This window comes from Mesorhizobium sp. WSM4846, assembly GCF_055811415.1.
The window spans coordinates 309,058-324,482 of the sequence record NZ_JBVVPZ010000001.1 but is presented as its reverse complement, the minus strand read 5'-3'; the positions used below and the strand labels follow the sequence as shown (position 1 = coordinate 324,482).

The window sequence follows — 15,425 nt, the reverse complement described above, 5'->3', positions numbered from 1 at the left end:
CACGCGATTATCCTCCCACAGCCGGTATGCTGCAAGAACAACCGCACCGTCTGGCGAGACAATCCCTGTGAACGAAAAAGGGCGCCGCAGCGCCCTTTAAATTGCTTATTCGTTGCCCGGTATCAGCTGTCCAGGAAGCTCCGCAGCTTGCGCGAGCGGCTCGGGTGCTTGAGCTTGCGCAGCGCCTTGGCTTCGATCTGGCGGATGCGCTCGCGGGTGACCGAGAACTGCTGGCCGACTTCCTCCAGCGTGTGGTCTGTGTTCATGCCGATGCCGAAGCGCATTCTGAGCACGCGCTCTTCACGCGGGGTGAGCGAAGCAAGCACCCGCGTCGTCGTCTCGCGCAGATTGGCCTGGATCGCCGCGTCGATCGGCAGGATCGCCATCTTGTCCTCGATGAAATCGCCCAGATGCGAATCCTCCTCGTCGCCGACCGGCGTTTCGAGCGAGATCGGTTCCTTGGCGATCTTCAGCACCTTGCGCACTTTTTCCAGCGGCATGGCGAGCTTTTCCGCCAGTTCCTCCGGCGTCGGCTCGCGGCCGATCTCGTGCAGCATCTGGCGCGAGGTGCGTACGATCTTGTTGATCGTCTCGATCATATGCACCGGAATGCGGATGGTGCGCGCCTGGTCGGCGATCGAGCGGGTGATCGCTTGCCGGATCCACCACGTCGCATAGGTCGAGAACTTGTAGCCGCGGCGATATTCGAATTTGTCGACCGCCTTCATCAGGCCGATATTGCCTTCCTGGATCAGATCGAGGAACTGGAGGCCGCGATTGGTGTATTTCTTGGCGATGGAAATGACGAGGCGCAGATTGGCCTCGACCATTTCCTTCTTGGCGATCGCAGCTTCGCGCTCGCCCTTCTGCACCTGGTTGACGATCCTGCGGAATTCCAGGATCGAGATCGCCGTTTCGGTGGCGAGGTTCTGGATCTCGGCGCGCAGGTCGCGGATCGCGTCCTTCTCGTTCTTGGTGAATTCCTTCCAGCCGCGCGAGGTCAGATTGCCGATCGAGCGCGTCCAGTTGGGATCGAGCTCCGAGCCCTGATACTCCTTCAGGAATTCCTCGCGGCGCACGCCATAGCTTTCGGCCAGCCGCAACAGCTTGCCTTCGTTCTGCACCAGGCGCTTGTTGATGTCGTAGAGTTGCTCGACCAATGCCTCGATGCGCGCCGTGTTCAGGGATAGCGACTTCACCGCCTTGATCAGCTGGTCCTTCAGCTCCTTCAGCCGGCGATCCTGGCTGGGCGACAGCGTGCCGGCGGCAGCCAGCCGGTTCTCGACCTGCTGGTCCTGCAGCTTGCGCAACTTCTTGTAGGTGTCGGCGATGACGTCGAGCGTCTCCATCACCTGCGGGCGCAGCTCCGCTTCCATCGCCGCCAGCGACAGGCTGGCTTCGTCCTCGTCTTCCTCGTCGTCATCAGTCAGACCGCGCGTGTCGCCGCCGACATTGGTGATGTCGTCCTCGTCCTCGCGCGAACGGCGCGGCTTGTCGTCGGTCTTGGCTTCCTCGATCCGCTCCACCACCGGCGCCTGCTTGGCCTCCGGTCCGGCATAGGTCGCTTCGAGGTCGATGATCTCGCGCAAGAGGATCTTCGATTCGTTGAGCTCGTCACGCCAGATGATGATGGCCTGGAAGGTCAGCGGGCTTTCGCACAGGCCCGCGATCATCGTCTCGCGGCCAGCCTCGATGCGCTTGGCAATCGCGATTTCGCCCTCGCGCGACAGAAGCTCGACCGAGCCCATCTCGCGCAGATACATGCGAACCGGATCGTCGGTGCGATCGGTCGGCTCTTTCTTGGTGGTCGTCGCAGCAACGGCGGTACCGGTCTGCTCGGCCAGTTCGTTGGCGTCTTCCTCGGCGTCGGCAGCCGCGTCGGCGGCTTCGGGCTCCTCGCCCTGCTCGTCGTCCTCGACCACGTTGATGCCCATGTCGGAGAGCATGGCCATCGTGTCCTCGATCTGCTCGGAGGTGACTTCCTCCGAGGGCAGCACCGAATTCAGTTCGTCCATGGTGACATAGCCGCGCTTCTTGGCGGCCTTGATCATCTTCTTGACAGCATCGTCGGAAAGGTCGAGCAGAGGGCCATCGGTGGCGCCTTCACGTTCGGTCTCGACCTCTTCCTTTTCTTTTGTCGCCATTCTTTATTTTCTCCAAGCGACCAGGTATCTAGCCGCATAAATATCAAGCCGCGTAAGCTGCCGTACCGGTTAAATCAGATGCGCTCTCGCTAGAACGCGTTTCCCCGGGCCAGTAACTGCATCTCTCGTTAAGTCCAGATTAACCCTGGTAACTGTGTCAGGCTGACCGCCTGTCCAGTGACCGGTACCTCACATCGCTGCATTTCCGTCGACGCCGGCGCGGGTTAACGTTTCGAATCGTCCTGATTCCGTCATTCTGCCAGAAGGTCAAGCGCCTCTCGCATGATTCGCATGAAAAAAGCGAATCAATTACCCGACTTAAAGCGCCGCGGCTGATTCGACGCGCAAGCACGGTTCTGCACTTTCACTCTTTCGTAAGCTTCGACCTACACCCACCCGGCCTTGCCCGAAGACACGCCGAACCCTTCACTCAGCGCTTCCGTTGCCTGCACATCACGAAATTGCGCCTGGATCTCGACGAGATGCCGGTAGTTTTCGTCCGTAGGATCGCTGGCGAGCGCTGCTTCTGCCTGTTTCAGCTCCTTATGTAAGGTGCGCGCGCTGCGCTGCAAGTGGAGCGCCTGATAGGACCGCTATGCAGCCAAAAATTGATGCCTGCCAGCCAGTGCTTGATATTCCTGATCTAATTCGAGTTCGGATTCGGCTCTCGCAGCTTCAATCGCATCGAGTTGGCGTTGTATCGATTCGAAACCTGCCTGGTCAAGTTCATGAGCTACCGAAAGACAATGATCGCGGAACTGTCGAACTTCGATTTCCAAAAATAGGTGCTCCAATGTCTGCTTGATGGTTTCATATGGTGGTTCGAAACGCAGCATTGGAAAAAGGGTGCGTAGCTTGTGGCCACGAGTCACCTGATATTCGTAAAAGGTACCGTGGCGATTTTCACGAGTTTTAATGATCTTTTCAGAGCCATGAATAGCCTCAAGAACGAACACAAATCGCTTGTCGATTCGCTCATACACAGCTGCCACAGTTAAATCGCTGTACTCGACGTAGAGCCTATGCAGCTCTTTAGCAAAGAGTTGAAATTCAGAGTTCGAGAATTCAAGTGCAGTGAGCTGCTCGACATAGTCCGTAAGCAACCCAGGAAACTCAACGCACAATCCGAGCAGGATGCGTTGAAGCCTGTTAATCCCAAGCTTATCAAGCGAAAGCCGCGCTCTGGCGTTCACGTCAGCTGGGGGCCGATGCGTGCGGCCAAACATCTCATAGAGACGTAGCCGCAAATGCGAACGATAGTACCGCTTAACTGTCGGGTCGCCAATTTTGTCAACATCGGCGTACAAATCCATTTCGGCTTTCGCCATTTGCTCGGGGGAAATGTCGGACCCCATTTGTCTACGACGGAGAATAAAGAACTCATGTAGAGGAATGGCGGAACCAAGGTGCTTGTAAAATGCGTCTCGCCCGACTGATTTGATGAGATCATCAGGGTCTTTTCCATCCGGCAAAGCAGCGAATTTAAGGCTATAACCAGATTTAAGTTTGGGGAAACATACGTCAATGGCACGGAGAGCAGCCCTACTGCCAGCAGCATCCCCATCAAAACACATAATTGGCTCAGGGCTTATTTTCCAAAGAAGCTCCAACTGATTTTCGGTTAAGGCGGTACCAAGAGGGGCAACCGCATTGTCGACGCCAGCCTGCGCCAAAGAAATTACATCCATATAACCTTCAACAACCACGACGGCACCACCGTTGTTGGCGGAATTTCTTGCTTTCGCAAAATTGTAAAGAAGGTTTCCCTTGTGAAAGAGTTCCGTCTCTGGTGAGTTTAGATACTTCGCCGACACCTCAGATGAAAGCGCGCGCCCTCCGAAGGCAACCACCCGCCCCCTTGTATCCTCAATTGGAAAAATGATGCGGTCGCGGAAGCGATCATAAGACACGGGAATGTCGTCACCAAAAACGACCAAACCGCAGGCTTCCAGTTGAGATTTTTCGACACCTTTTCCGGCCAAATATTCCTTTAATGCGTTTCTATTGTCCGGTGCATAGCCGAGACGAAATTTTTGGATCGTAACGGACGTCAGACCGCGATCCCGCAGATAGGCACGAGCCCTGGCCCCGGAAGCGGCCTGTAGTTGCTCTTGAAAAAATCTCGTTGCCAGTTCCATCACGTCGTGGAGTGTCGCACGTTGTTTTTCGCGTTTCTCCGATTCCGGGTCGCGCGCCGGCATAGGCACGCCAGCCATGTCGGCGATCTTTTCGACCGCTTCGGGAAAGCCTATGCCGTCGAGCTCGGTCAGGAACTTAAAATGATCGCCCGAAACTGAGCAGCCGAAACAATGGTAGCGGCCCTTCCTATCTTCACAGTGGAAAGAGGGTGACTTCTCGCCGTGAAATGGACAGCAGGCCCAATAGTCGCCGCGCGAAGCATTGGTCTTCTTTCGATCCCACGCCACGCGTTGACCGATCACCGATGAAATCGGCACGCGATCGCGTATCTCATCGAGAAAGGAATCTGGAAAACGCATCACTTACTCTGGGGTGGGGCCGATTGAGGACTCGGCAGCATATCATACCTAGGACAAAAAACCTAGGATGTTCGAGGCCCGATTATAGATGTCAGGCTGAACTTGGCCACGCCTGTTTTTCGATGAAAGAGAGGATATCGAGGAAAAGAATGATTTTGGCCATGTACGGGATTGCATTTGGCGGAAGGCGGCCGTTGCAGGCCGCCTTCCTGTGGCGCTAGTCAAGATAGTTCAGTGCGCGGCTATCGCGCCGAAGATGATGCCGGAGACGACGCTGACCAAGAGATAGTCGTTGCCGACGCGGATCCATTCCTGGCCACGGCCCGGACGACGCAGGCCATAATGGCGATAGTCGCGGACCGGCTGGTGGCGCCTCCAGCTCGAATATCTCTGGCCGTTGCGCCAATGGTTCCTCTTCACGACGACTTTTTTCTTCACCACGACACGCGTCTTGACGTGCCTGTCCGGCTTCTTCCAGTCGATCTGGCTGTAGGTCGACTGCGGTGCATTCGGCGCGTTCAGCGGCGCTGCCTGGCCCTGCAGGGACGTCGCAGCCAGCATGGCGACGGCGATTGCGGAAAGGGTGATGCGTTTCATGACGGGTACTCCTTGGTTGTCGATGCCCAAGCAATAGAGCCCGAAGGATGAACCGAAACTGAACACGCGGATTACGTTTTTGTAATGATTTCAGATATTTATAACAGCTAACTCAACACTCGGCTCAAACCTGATCTGAAGCGGTCGTCGGCACTTGAACGCGCGACCCTCAAGAAGCCGGCCGGCGATGCAACCATTTTGCTATCCATCCATTTCCGACACGCCCTGTCGCGCAACAGCCGGCCGAATTGGGCAAAATTTATTAACCGGCTAAAAGTAATCGGAGTAATATCGACCTTTGCAATGTCCTTGATTCGCCCCCTCTTTTGCCTCTTTGCCGTCACGGCTCCCATATTGCTGGTGGCTGGCGGAATGCGAGCCTGACATGAGCGGTTCGGTCGTTTTGCTGCATCTTGCCGGCGCGGTGGCGCTGATGCTGTTTGCCACCCGCTTGGTGAAGACAGGTGTCGAGCGCGCCTATGGCGATCTGCTGCGCCACAAGCTGCGCGCCACCATGCGCAATCCTTTCATGGCGGTTCTGGCCGGCTGCGGCCTGGCGATCGCCCTGCAAAGCTCCACCGCCGTCACCTTGCTGGTCGGGTCCTTCGCCGGCGCCGGCATCGTCAGCGGCATATCGGGCCAGCTTGCCGTGCGCGGCGCCGAGATCGGCTCGGCGCTGGTGGTCAAGCTGCTCACCTTCGACCTGTCGCTGCTGGTGCCGGTCTGTCTTGTCGCCGGCACCGTCATGTTCATGGCCACCGAGCGGCGCGACTGGCGCCAGTTCGGCCGCATCCTGGTCGGCATCGGCCTGCTGGTGTTGTCGCTGGAAATGATCGGCCAGGCCTCGGAGCCGCTGCGCCAGAGCACGCTGATGCCGGTCGTCGTCGACTACTTCTCCAGCGATCCGGTCACCGCCTATCTGCTGGCGGCGCTGGTCACCTGGCTGTTCCATTCCTCGATCGCCGCGGTCCTTTTGATGGTGATGCTCGCCGGCCGCGGCTTCATCCCGCCCGAACTCGGCATCGTGCTGGTGCTCGGCGTCAATCTGGGTTCGTCGATCATCGCGCCGCTGCTCACCCGCAATGCGGAGCCGGGCGTGCGTGTCGTACCGATCGGCAATCTCCTGATGCGCGGCATGGGCTCGCTGGCCACGCTGATCCTGTTCCTGTGGTTGAAGCCGTCGGTCGCCTTTCTCGGCGCCACCGTGCCCGACCAGATCGTCAACGCCCATATCCTCTTCAACATCCTGATCCTGGTTGCCGGCCTGCCATTGGCCGGCCTCGTCTACCGCGTTTCGGAAAAGATCGTGGCGCTCGGCACCAAACCGGCGTCGGCAGAAGCGCTCGACGTCGTCGAGTTGTCCGCGCTCAACGACAGCGCCCTCGATGTGCCGAGCCAGGCGCTGGCCAACGCCACCCGTGAGGTGGTGCGGGTCTGCGAGACGGTCGAGATCATGCTGAAGCGCATCATCGAGCTCTATGAAAGCGCCGACGCCGACAAGATCAAGGCGCTGGCCGCGCTCGACGACCGCGTCGACAAGAAACATGCGTCGATAAAGCTCTATCTGGCCAAGATCACCAGGAACCCGCTGAGCGAGGACGAGGCGCTGCGCTGCCAGGAGTTGATCGGCGCCTGCGTCAAGCTCGAACAGGTCGGCGACATCATCGTGCGCAACATGCTGGTGCATGTCAGGAAGAAGCTCGAGCGCGGGCTGGAGTTCACGCCCGAGGGTTGGCGCGAGCTTAGCGGCTTCCACGCTTCGGTGCTTGCCAACGCGCGGCTTGCCTTCAACGTGCTGGTCTCGCGCGATCCGGAGACCGCCCGCCAGCTGGTGCTGGAAAAGGATCGGCTGCGCGACCGCGAGAAGGAGACCAGCGCCAGCCATTTCGTGCGGCTGCGCGACGGCACCGCCAAGAGCGTCGAGACCAGTTCCATCCATCTCGATACTATCCGCGATCTGAAGCAGATCAATTCGCTGCTTGCCTCGATAGCCTACCCCGTCCTCGAGGAACGCGGCCTGCTCACCGGCTCGCGGCTGAAGGCCGGGTGATCCAGAGCCTTGTCCTTCTCCCCTGGGGGAGAAAGGACAAACCGCCGCGCCAGTCCGATCAAGAAAACCTAAAGCGGCGTCGAGAATTTCTGGATTGCCCGCCGCTCTCGTTCGTGGTTTGAGCCATCTCATTCAAGGATCGCCTTCCCGCGCCATGCTTCCCCTCATCGCCCTGTTCATCGCTGCGTTCGCATTCGGCACCACCGAGTTCGTCATCGCCGGCGTGCTGCCGCAGGTGGCGGACGGCCTTGGCGTCTCCATCCCGACGGCCGGCTATCTCGTCTCCGGCTACGCCGGCGGCATCGCGATCGGCGGACCGCTGTTGACGCTCGCTACCAAGACAATCTCCCGCAAGGCGTTGCTGCTTGGCCTTGCCGCAGCCTTCGCCATCGGCCAGGCCGCCTGCGCCCTTGCGCCGGACTTCGCCTCCATGTTGCTGTTGCGGATTGCAGTGGCCGTGGCGCACGGCGCCTATTTCGGCGTCGCGATGGTGGTTGCGGTCGGCCTGGTCCGCCAGGATCAGCGTGGAATGGCCGTGGCGCTCATCCTGTCGGGCCTCACGGTCTCCAATGTCATCGGCGTGCCGGCCGGCACGGCGATCGGCAATATTTGGGGGTGGCGCGCGACGTTCTGGGTGATGTGCGCGCTTGGTGTGGTTTCCATCGCCGCCATGGCCGCCCTCCTGCCGCGCCGGACGGGATCGTCGCGCCGGCCCGTCAGTTTCGGCAGCGAGGTCCGCGTGCTCGCTCGCCAGCAGGTTTGGACGTCGCTAATCCTCATGCTGATGCTGATGATCGGCCAGTTCGGCCTGTTCACCTACATCACGCCGACGCTGCTTGAAGTCACCGGCCTCGGCGAGGGCCTGGTGCCCTGGGTGCTGCTACTCAACGGTGTCGGCGCGACGATCGGCGTCTTTCTTGGCGGGCGGCTCGCCGACTGGAAACTGATGCCGTCGCTCATCACCATGCTTTTCATGCAGGCGGTGACACTTGCCGTCATTTACGCCGCCAGCCCGTACCCGGTGCCGATGGTCGTGGCGATCACTATCTGGGGTGGTCTCAGCTTTGCCATCGGCACCCCGATCCAGACCCGTATCCTGACCTGGACGGCGGACGCCTCCAATCTCGCCTCATCGCTTATCCCGGCCGGCTTCAATGTCGGCATCGCGCTGGCCGCCTCGCTCGGCGCCGCCATGCTCAATGCCGGTTATGGCTATCGCAGCCTGCCGGTGGTTGGCGCCATGGCCATGCTGGTCGCCGTGGCGGTCGCGCTCGCCTCACATCTCTGGGAGTGGCGCCGAAACACGATGCCGCCGCTGCCGGCCGCTGCCGAATAGTCGGCGGGCGCTACAGGTCGATGCGATAGCGCAGGCTTTCGGCGCCGCCATAGGCAGCGTCCTCGAAGAATCGCCCGACGGTGATCTCGACGAAGGGCATGCCGAGCGCCCTCGCCTCGCCGAGCATAAGCCTCACTGCCTCTGTCGCATGGCCGCGCCGCCGCTTCCATGGCACTACGGCATAGCCGATGTGGCCGAGCACATGTGGCGGCAGCTCGGCGGTGCCGCGCTGCCAGCGAAGGCCGATCGAGCCGGCGACTTCGCCGTCCCAGATCCAGCGCCGGAATCCCGGCAGGCGCGGCACTTTCGTCCCATCAGGCAAGGTGATCGGACCACCCTTGGCATCGGGGTCGTCGAGATCGGCGAGGGAAGGCCGTCGGATTCTTTTCGATGGCCGCAAGCTGCTCGCGCGTCGCCTCCATCAGCCGCACATTGTCCGGCGACCAGCCGCGCTCAAGGGCGGCCTTGTACGACGGCAGATGTTCAAGCGCCGGTTTGACGAGTTCAACCATGGGGTACCATCGCTCCCCTGCCGCCCTCAGATTCTGAAGTTGATCTTCAGGGGCGGCTTTCTAAAATCAAGTGTCATCGATTGGTTCCACCTCCTTTGGAGTGAACACAATGGCCGACCACAGGTCCGAGAAGTCGGCGAAGGCCGCCGCCGAGCGGGTCGCTACGAAACCGACCAAATCGCGCGAGGCGACGCCGAAGTCGCTATCCCGCAAGAAAGCGAAGCCGGCACTCCTCGCATGCGGCAACCCCCAGATCGCCAAGGCCGAAGGTGACGCCCCGGTGCAGGCCTACATCGCGGCCATGCCGGGCTGGAAAAGCGACATCGGACGGCGCCTCGACGCAATCATCATGCGCACCGTCCCCGGCGTGCACAAGGCCGTCAAATGGAACTCGCCGTTTTACGGCATCGAGGGCCAGGGCTGGTTCCTGTCGTTCCATGTCTTCACCCGCTACGTCAAAGTGACCTTCTTCCGGGGCACGTCACTGCGTCCTGTGCCTCTCGGCGAGTCCAAGCACAAGGACGTGCGCTACCTCGACATTTATGAGGACCAGCTCGACGAAGCTCAATTTGCCGCCTGGGTGAAGCAAGCCAGCCAATTGCCCGGCGAGCGAATGTGAGATGCATCGCGAATTAGCCAAGGGCGTCTGCCATCGGGACGGTGCAACATCGCCGTGACCCCTCATGGTTCGGCCTCGGCTCGCGAGCATCTCTGCGAGCCCATGTCGCCGAAAGATCGCCGGCGCCGGTGGCGGCGCCGACAATGTTCAACAAGCGCCGCCAAATCGTAGCTCCATTTTCGTGTGATCCCAATTGCAAATCGGGTCCGGAGGGACGAAGGTTCCTCCGCGATGTTGAGAGTTGTCCCCCGGCATTGGAACGAAGCCCAGACGCCGGACGCCGACGTGCACAAAGCCACTGGGACCAATCATGACCAAAGCGACAACAGCCATGAAGAAGAGCGCCTCGACGGAGGGAGAAGGAGGAGACACTCCCTCTCAGTTGATAGATGCGAGAATCAACGAACTGAGCGATTGGCGGGGCGGGATGCTCGCTCGGATCCGAACCCTCATCAAGCAGGCCGATCCCGAAGTGGTCGAGGCGTGGAAGTGGAGAGGGGTTCCGGTGTGGGAACACGCCGGAATCATCTGCACCGGTGAGACCTACAAGAATGTCGTGAAAATGACTTTCGCCAGGGGCGCCACGCTGGAGGACCCATCTGGCCTCTTCAACTCCAGCCTCGAAGGCAACACCAGGCGCGCCATCGACATCCATGAGGGCGACAAGATCGATGAAGAGGCGTTGAAGGCGCTCATTCGCGCCGCCGTGGCACTGAACCTGTCGGTGCGAGCTACTCGCTCTCGGAAACCAAAGAACGCTTGAGGATCATCCGGCCGGGCTGGCTCCTCGCGCTCGCCTCTTCGAGACCTTTTTGTGTATCGCTGCAGCGGGGAAAATCCCTACTGCAGCAGTCCCTTGACGATGCCGCTCGCCCTGGAGAAATCCATCTGGCCCGCGTATTTCTCCTTGAGCACGGCCATCACCTTGCCCATGTCCTTTACGCCGCTGGCGCCGGTCTCGGCGATGGCGGCGCGGATCGCCGTTTCGGTCTCGGCCTGCCCCAGTTGCGTCGGCAGGAAATCGCGGATGATGGCCATCTCGTCGCGCTCCTGCGCGGCAAGCTCCGGCCGCTTGCCGTCGGCGAAAGCCTTGGCCGACTCTTCGCGCTGCTTCACCATCTTGGCCAGTATCTGCAGGATCTCGTCGTCGCTGGCCGGCTCCTTGCCGGCGCCGCGATTGGCGATGTCGCGGTCGTGAATGGCCGCCTGGATCAGCCGCAATGTCGGCAGCCGACGCTTGTCCTGCGCCTTCATCGCGCTCTTCAGGGATTCGGCGATTTTGCCGCGCATGGTTGCTTTCTCCTTCGAATCCGACGGACAATAGCCGTGCCGAATGCCCAAGGCAAATTCGACGCGCCCGGCAAACCGCTGATATTGCTCGACGAAATAAATCGCGCCTGCGGGCGTCGCATCATTGACCGCTTTGGCGCCTTCCCCTATGTACTGGGCCTTGCATGAACTGATTTTTTGTTGCGCGCGCTGGCTGCGAAATCGCCGCTGCGCGCGGTTTGCTGCGCAGAATGGTCGCCGGACCGATTGAAGGGCGCAGCCTTTAGGAGTGCCGCCATGGCAACGATGACCGCCGCGTCGACCCCCACTTGGGCCACCGAGAAGCCGACCGCCCTGCTGGTGCTGGCCGACGGCACCGTCATCGAGGGCCGCGGCCTTGGCGCCACCGGCTCCGCCGTCGCCGAGGTCTGCTTCAACACCGCGCTGACAGGCTATCAGGAAATCCTCACCGACCCGTCCTATGCCGGCCAGATCGTCACCTTCACCTTTCCGCATATCGGCAATATCGGCACCAATGACGAGGACATCGAGGATCTCAATCCGGTTGCCCGCGCCGGCGCCGTCGGCGCCGTGTTCAAGGCCGACGTCACCAATCCGTCCAGCTATCGCGCCGCTTCTGGTCTCGACCAATGGCTGAAGAAACGCGGCATCGTCGCGCTTTCGGGCATCGACACCCGTGCGCTGACCGCGCTGATCCGTGAAAAGGGCATGCCCAACGCCGTCATCGCGCACGCGCCCGACGGCATGTTCGACATCGACGAGCTGAAGCGCCGCGCCGCCGCCTGGTCCGGCCTGATCGGGCTTGACCTGGCCAAAGACGTCACTTCCGGTCAGTCCTCGGTCTGGCGCGAGACACCCTGGGTCTGGGACGAGGGCTTTGGCGAACAGATCGATCCGTCCATGCATATCGTCGCCATCGACTACGGCGTCAAGCGCAACATATTGCGCCTGCTCGCCGGTCTGGGCGCCAAGGTCACCGTGGTGCCGGCCAACACCGGCGCCGAGGAGATCCTCGCCATGCGGCCCGACGGCATCTTTCTCTCCAACGGTCCCGGCGACCCGGAAGCTACCGGCGACTATGCCGTTCCGGTCATCCGGGACCTGCTGAAGACCGACATCCCGGTCTTCGGCATCTGCCTCGGCCACCAGATGCTGGCGCTGGCGCTCGGCGGCAAGACCGCCAAAATGCATCAGGGCCATCACGGCGCCAATCATCCGGTCAAGGATCACACCACCGGCAAGGTCGAGATCGTCTCGATGAACCACGGCTTTGCCGTCGATGCCGGCTCGTTGCCCACGGGCGTCGAAGAAACCCATGTCTCGCTGTTCGACGGCTCGAACTGCGGCATCACCCTGACCGGCAGGCCGGTGTTTTCGGTCCAGCACCACCCCGAAGCCTCGCCGGGCCCGCAGGACTCGCATTATCTGTTCCGCCGCTTCGTCAATCTCATCCGCGAAAAGCGCGGCGAGCCGGCGCTTGCGGAGCGCGCCTGATGGATCGCGCTCAAAAGCGCGGCGCAGTTTTGGGATAACAACATGCGTGATGACAGAGACCTGCACGCGGCCGAAGAGGCTCTTGAAGACGCTGCCGATGTGGCGATCTACGACGAGCGAAAGGCTGATCTCAAAACGGAAAACCCGCTGCCTGCGGACGTGACCATGGAAATTTTGCGGGGCTCCAGCCGGCTCAAGGCGCTGCGCAACTGGCGGCGGCTGACGCAGGCCGAATTGGCGACCACGATCGGTGTCAGCCAGGGTTTCCTGTCGGATCTTGAGTCCAATCGCCGAAAGCCATCGGCGCAGACCAGGGCGCTGCTGGCGAAGGCACTGGATATTCCGGGGCAATGGATTGAACCCTAGGGCATGCGCCAATGCATAGCGCGCAAAAGCATGGCCTCGGGCCTAACCCGAGAGTGCGCAGCGGTTTTGCGATAACGACAAGCATCAAAACCAGAACTTAAAGCGCGTCGCATGAATCCGTTCAAACGCGACACGCTTTAGGCCACCGTCGCAGTCGTGACGTCTTTCACCGCGGCCGGCCTTTCGACCCTGAGCACGAAAACCACCAGCGACAGAGCGAGAAAGATACCGCCGAGCACGAAGGGCGCGCCGCCGAACGTCACCGGCGCGCTCGGCCCGGTGAACCAGGCGAAGATCCCCGTATAAAGCAGCGGCGTTATGATGCTGGTGATCGAAAATACGCTCGTCATCGCACCTTGCAATTCGCCTTGCGCGGAGGGCGGCACCTTGGCCGCCGTCAGGCTCCGCAGCGGCGGGTCGGCCAGCGCCTCGAGGCAGGTCGCCACGATCACTGCATAGATCATCCAGCCCTTCCACGCCGCGGCATAGCCGAAGGCGGCGAGCGCGGTAAAAGCCAGACCGATGGCGGCGGTCCGCCATTCGCCGAGCCGTGGGATGACGCGCGGCAGGACAAAACCCATCACCAATGCCCCGCCAAGGCCGAAGACGCCGAGTGAGAAGCCGATCTGCTGTTCGCTCCAGCCGTAGCGGTAACTGCCGACGAACGACCACACGGCAGGGTACATCATGTGACCGAGCGTCATCAGGAAGAACACCAGCCCGATCCAGCCGATCCCCTTGTAATTGCGCATCTGCTTCAGGGCGCCGAGAGGATTGGCGCGGCGCCATTCGAAGCGGCGCCGGTGATGCTGCTCCAGCGTTTCCGGCAGGAAGAACCAGCCGACGATGAAGTTGATCAGAGCAAGCACCGCCGCGCCCCAGAACGGCACGCGCGGCCCGAATTCGCCGAGCAACCCGCCCAGCACCGGACCGATGACGAAACCGACGCCGAAGGCGATGCCAAGCAGGCCGAAATTCTTCGCCCTGTTCTCGTCGGTGCTGACATCGGCGATGAAGGCGGAGGCGGTCGAGTAGCTGGCGCCGCTGATGCCGGCCAGCACCCGGCCGATGAACAGGACCCAATACGACCAGGCCACCGCACAGATCAGATTGTCGACGGCGAAGGTCAGCACCGAGGCCAGCAGGATCGGACGGCGGCCGAAGCGGTCGCTGAGATTGCCGACCAGCGGCGCGAACAGGAACTGCATGGCCGCATAGACGAAGAACAGCCAGCCGCCTTCGATCGCCGCTTCGCTGACCCCGACGCCGGTCAGTTCCTGCAGATAGGCCGGCAGCACCGGCATGATGATGCCGATGCCGGTGATGTCGAGCAGCAGCGTGGTGAAAACAAGCGCAAGGCCCCGCCTGGCGGTTTTGGCTTCGATCATGACGGTATCGACTCCTGGAGCCGCCTCGCAGCGAAGGCGGAAGGGCCTTTTATAGGCGAGTCAGCCACACAGAACAATAAGGGAACAGGCCAGGAATTTTCATCCTGACATCAACTGTCGACATGAGCGCGGCTGCATCGCCGCCGCTTTCAACGCCATTTCAACGAGAGCCCAAACACCTCAGATCGGGGTGTTGAACGTATCGCAGTCCGACAGCTTGCCGCTCTTGTAGCCGCGTGCCAGCCAGGTTTGACGCTGCTGCGAGGTGCCATGGTTGAAGCTTTCCGGCACGACATAGCCCTGCATCTTCTTCTGCATCGTGTCGTCGCCGATCTGCTGGGCGGCGTTCAGCGCCTCGTCCATATCGCCCTGTTCCAGAATGCCTTTCTGCCCGGTGAAATGCGCCCAGACGCCGGCGAAGCAATCCGCCTGGAGCTCGACCTGCACCGACATGTGGTTGGCCTCGGCCTCGCCCATCTGCTGCCGCATCTGGTTGAACTTGGGCAGGATGCCGGTGAGGTTCTGGACATGGTGGCCGACCTCATGCGCGATCACATAGGCTTGGGCAAAATCGCCCGAAGCGCCGAATTGCTGATCGAGCTGCTGGAAGAAGGTGGTGTCGAGATAGACCTTGCGGTCGCCGGGGCAGTAGAACGGGCCGGCCGCGGACGAGGCGAAGCCGCAAGCCGAACGGATCTGCCCGCTGAACAGGACCAGCTTGGGGTCCTCGTAGGTCAGGCCCTCGGCCCGGAAAATGCCGGTCCAGGTGTCCTCGGTCTCGGCCAGGACAGTCGAAACGAACTGCTTCATCTCGTCGGAGGCGGGTGCCCCGGTGCCACCGCCCTGTTCTCCGCTGTTGTCGGTGATCTGACCGCCGCCACCCGGCACCAAGCCGCCACCGGCCAGGATCTGAAGCGGGTCGATGCCGATGGCCTTCAGCCCGAAATAGAGGACCACGAGAATGATGATGGTCGACAGCGACATTCCGCCGCCGGAGCGGCCGCCGATCGGGATGCGGAGACGGCCGGGGCCGCCGCGCGGCAGGTTGAGCCCGCCGCCCTGGCCGCGTTGGTCCTCGACATTGTCACTTTGACGACGACCTTTCCAGAGCATGGCAACTCCCCGCGATGC

13 protein-coding genes and 2 pseudogenes are annotated in these 15,425 nt (G+C 61.2%); 7 read left to right on the top strand and 8 right to left on the bottom strand.

The genetic code is table 11. The features are described from left to right. Nucleotides 1–122 precede the first annotated feature (122 nt). The 4 genes and pseudogenes from rpoD to AC0L15_RS01580 form a co-directional block, all read right to left on the bottom strand. A complete protein-coding gene (gene rpoD, locus AC0L15_RS01595; protein WP_023799750.1) occupies nt 123–2,144 on the bottom strand; it encodes an RNA polymerase sigma factor RpoD in 2,022 nt (673 codons plus the stop codon). Between the two features lie 386 nt (nt 2,145–2,530). Next, a pseudogene (locus AC0L15_RS01590) lies at nt 2,531–2,728 on the bottom strand (DNA primase); the annotation flags it as partial. Nucleotides 2,729–2,737: 9 nt separating this feature from the next. Next, nucleotides 2,738–4,642, bottom strand: coding sequence for a DNA primase (gene dnaG / locus AC0L15_RS01585; RefSeq protein WP_287246468.1), 1,905 nt, complete (start codon nt 4,640–4,642; stop codon nt 2,738–2,740). Nucleotides 4,643–4,873: 231 nt separating this feature from the next. Then, nucleotides 4,874–5,239: an RcnB family protein gene (locus AC0L15_RS01580; protein ID WP_473495823.1), complete on the bottom strand. Its 366-nt coding sequence runs from the start codon at nt 5,237–5,239 to the stop codon at nt 4,874–4,876. Between the two features lie 385 nt (nt 5,240–5,624). On the opposite strand from AC0L15_RS01580, the gene AC0L15_RS01575 reads away from it, so the two are divergent. Both AC0L15_RS01575 and AC0L15_RS01570 read left to right on the top strand, forming a co-directional pair. Beyond that, nucleotides 5,625–7,289: a Na/Pi cotransporter family protein gene (locus tag AC0L15_RS01575; RefSeq protein ID WP_287246467.1), complete on the top strand. Its 1,665-nt coding sequence runs from the start codon at nt 5,625–5,627 to the stop codon at nt 7,287–7,289. A 154-nt stretch (nt 7,290–7,443) separates the two neighbouring features. Next, nucleotides 7,444–8,625, top strand: coding sequence for an MFS transporter (locus tag AC0L15_RS01570; protein WP_287246466.1), 1,182 nt, complete (start codon nt 7,444–7,446; stop codon nt 8,623–8,625). A gap of 10 nt (nt 8,626–8,635) precedes the next feature. On the opposite strand, the pseudogene AC0L15_RS01565 reads toward AC0L15_RS01570, so the two are convergent. Then, nucleotides 8,636–9,137, bottom strand: a pseudogene (locus tag AC0L15_RS01565) (GNAT family N-acetyltransferase). Between the two features lie 109 nt (nt 9,138–9,246). On the opposite strand from AC0L15_RS01565, the gene AC0L15_RS01560 reads away from it, so the two are divergent. Together AC0L15_RS01560 and AC0L15_RS01555 are read left to right on the top strand one after the other, a co-directional pair. Beyond that, nucleotides 9,247–9,756 (top strand): DUF1801 domain-containing protein, encoded by a 510-nt coding sequence (locus tag AC0L15_RS01560; protein WP_287246465.1) that lies wholly within the window; start codon nt 9,247–9,249, stop codon nt 9,754–9,756. Nucleotides 9,757–10,066: 310 nt separating this feature from the next. Beyond that, nucleotides 10,067–10,519 (top strand): DUF1801 domain-containing protein, encoded by a 453-nt coding sequence (locus tag AC0L15_RS01555; protein ID WP_287246464.1) that lies wholly within the window; start codon nt 10,067–10,069, stop codon nt 10,517–10,519. Between the two features lie 77 nt (nt 10,520–10,596). Here the strand turns inward: AC0L15_RS01555 and AC0L15_RS01550 are convergent, their stop codons facing one another. Further along, nucleotides 10,597–11,046, bottom strand: coding sequence for a GatB/YqeY domain-containing protein (locus AC0L15_RS01550; protein ID WP_287246463.1), 450 nt, complete (start codon nt 11,044–11,046; stop codon nt 10,597–10,599). Between the two features lie 36 nt (nt 11,047–11,082). Here AC0L15_RS01550 and AC0L15_RS01545 point away from each other — a divergent pair, with 36 nt between their 5' ends. The 3 genes from AC0L15_RS01545 (at nt 11,083) to AC0L15_RS01535 (ending at nt 12,906) form a co-directional block, all read left to right on the top strand. Beyond that, the gene (locus AC0L15_RS01545) at nt 11,083–11,214 is read left to right on the top strand and encodes a hypothetical protein (RefSeq protein ID WP_287223484.1); all 132 of its coding nucleotides are present in this window, start codon (nt 11,083–11,085) and stop codon (nt 11,212–11,214) included. 108 nt (nt 11,215–11,322) lie between these two features. Then, a complete protein-coding gene (carA, locus tag AC0L15_RS01540) occupies nt 11,323–12,540 on the top strand; it encodes a glutamine-hydrolyzing carbamoyl-phosphate synthase small subunit (protein WP_287246462.1) in 1,218 nt (405 codons plus the stop codon). Nucleotides 12,541–12,582: 42 nt separating this feature from the next. Then, complete coding sequence (locus tag AC0L15_RS01535) at nt 12,583–12,906, top strand: helix-turn-helix domain-containing protein (RefSeq protein ID WP_287067710.1); 324 nt, start codon at nt 12,583–12,585, stop codon at nt 12,904–12,906. Nucleotides 12,907–13,043: 137 nt separating this feature from the next. Here the strand turns inward: AC0L15_RS01535 and AC0L15_RS01530 are convergent, their stop codons facing one another. Together AC0L15_RS01530 and ypfJ are read right to left on the bottom strand one after the other, a co-directional pair. After that, on the bottom strand, nt 13,044–14,294 hold the full coding sequence (locus AC0L15_RS01530; protein WP_287246461.1) for a TCR/Tet family MFS transporter: 1,251 nt from the start codon (nt 14,292–14,294) through the stop codon (nt 13,044–13,046). A 180-nt stretch (nt 14,295–14,474) separates the two neighbouring features. Further along, on the bottom strand, nt 14,475–15,407 hold the full coding sequence (gene ypfJ, locus AC0L15_RS01525) for a KPN_02809 family neutral zinc metallopeptidase (protein WP_023799764.1): 933 nt from the start codon (nt 15,405–15,407) through the stop codon (nt 14,475–14,477). Nucleotides 15,408–15,425: the final 18 nt, after the last annotated feature.

Bases quoted from the DNA above. Each gene is read 5' to 3' on its own strand.
- AC0L15_RS01570 (WP_287246466.1), top strand. From the start codon at position 7,444: ATGCTTCCCCTCATCGCCCTGTTCATCGCTGCGTTCGCATTCGGCACC.
- AC0L15_RS01555 (WP_287246464.1), top strand. From the start codon at position 10,067: ATGACCAAAGCGACAACAGCCATGAAGAAGAGCGCCTCGACGGAGGGA.
- AC0L15_RS01560 (WP_287246465.1), top strand. From the start codon at position 9,247: ATGGCCGACCACAGGTCCGAGAAGTCGGCGAAGGCCGCCGCCGAGCGG.
- AC0L15_RS01530 (WP_287246461.1), bottom strand. From the start codon at position 14,294: ATGATCGAAGCCAAAACCGCCAGGCGGGGCCTTGCGCTTGTTTTCACC.
- carA (WP_287246462.1), top strand. From the start codon at position 11,323: ATGGCAACGATGACCGCCGCGTCGACCCCCACTTGGGCCACCGAGAAG.
- AC0L15_RS01575 (WP_287246467.1), top strand. From the start codon at position 5,625: ATGAGCGGTTCGGTCGTTTTGCTGCATCTTGCCGGCGCGGTGGCGCTG.
- AC0L15_RS01535 (WP_287067710.1), top strand. From the start codon at position 12,583: ATGCGTGATGACAGAGACCTGCACGCGGCCGAAGAGGCTCTTGAAGAC.
- dnaG (WP_287246468.1), bottom strand. From the start codon at position 4,642: ATGCGTTTTCCAGATTCCTTTCTCGATGAGATACGCGATCGCGTGCCG.
- AC0L15_RS01580 (WP_473495823.1), bottom strand. From the start codon at position 5,239: ATGAAACGCATCACCCTTTCCGCAATCGCCGTCGCCATGCTGGCTGCG.
- rpoD (WP_023799750.1), bottom strand. From the start codon at position 2,144: ATGGCGACAAAAGAAAAGGAAGAGGTCGAGACCGAACGTGAAGGCGCC.
- ypfJ (WP_023799764.1), bottom strand. From the start codon at position 15,407: ATGCTCTGGAAAGGTCGTCGTCAAAGTGACAATGTCGAGGACCAACGC.
- AC0L15_RS01550 (WP_287246463.1), bottom strand. From the start codon at position 11,046: ATGCGCGGCAAAATCGCCGAATCCCTGAAGAGCGCGATGAAGGCGCAG.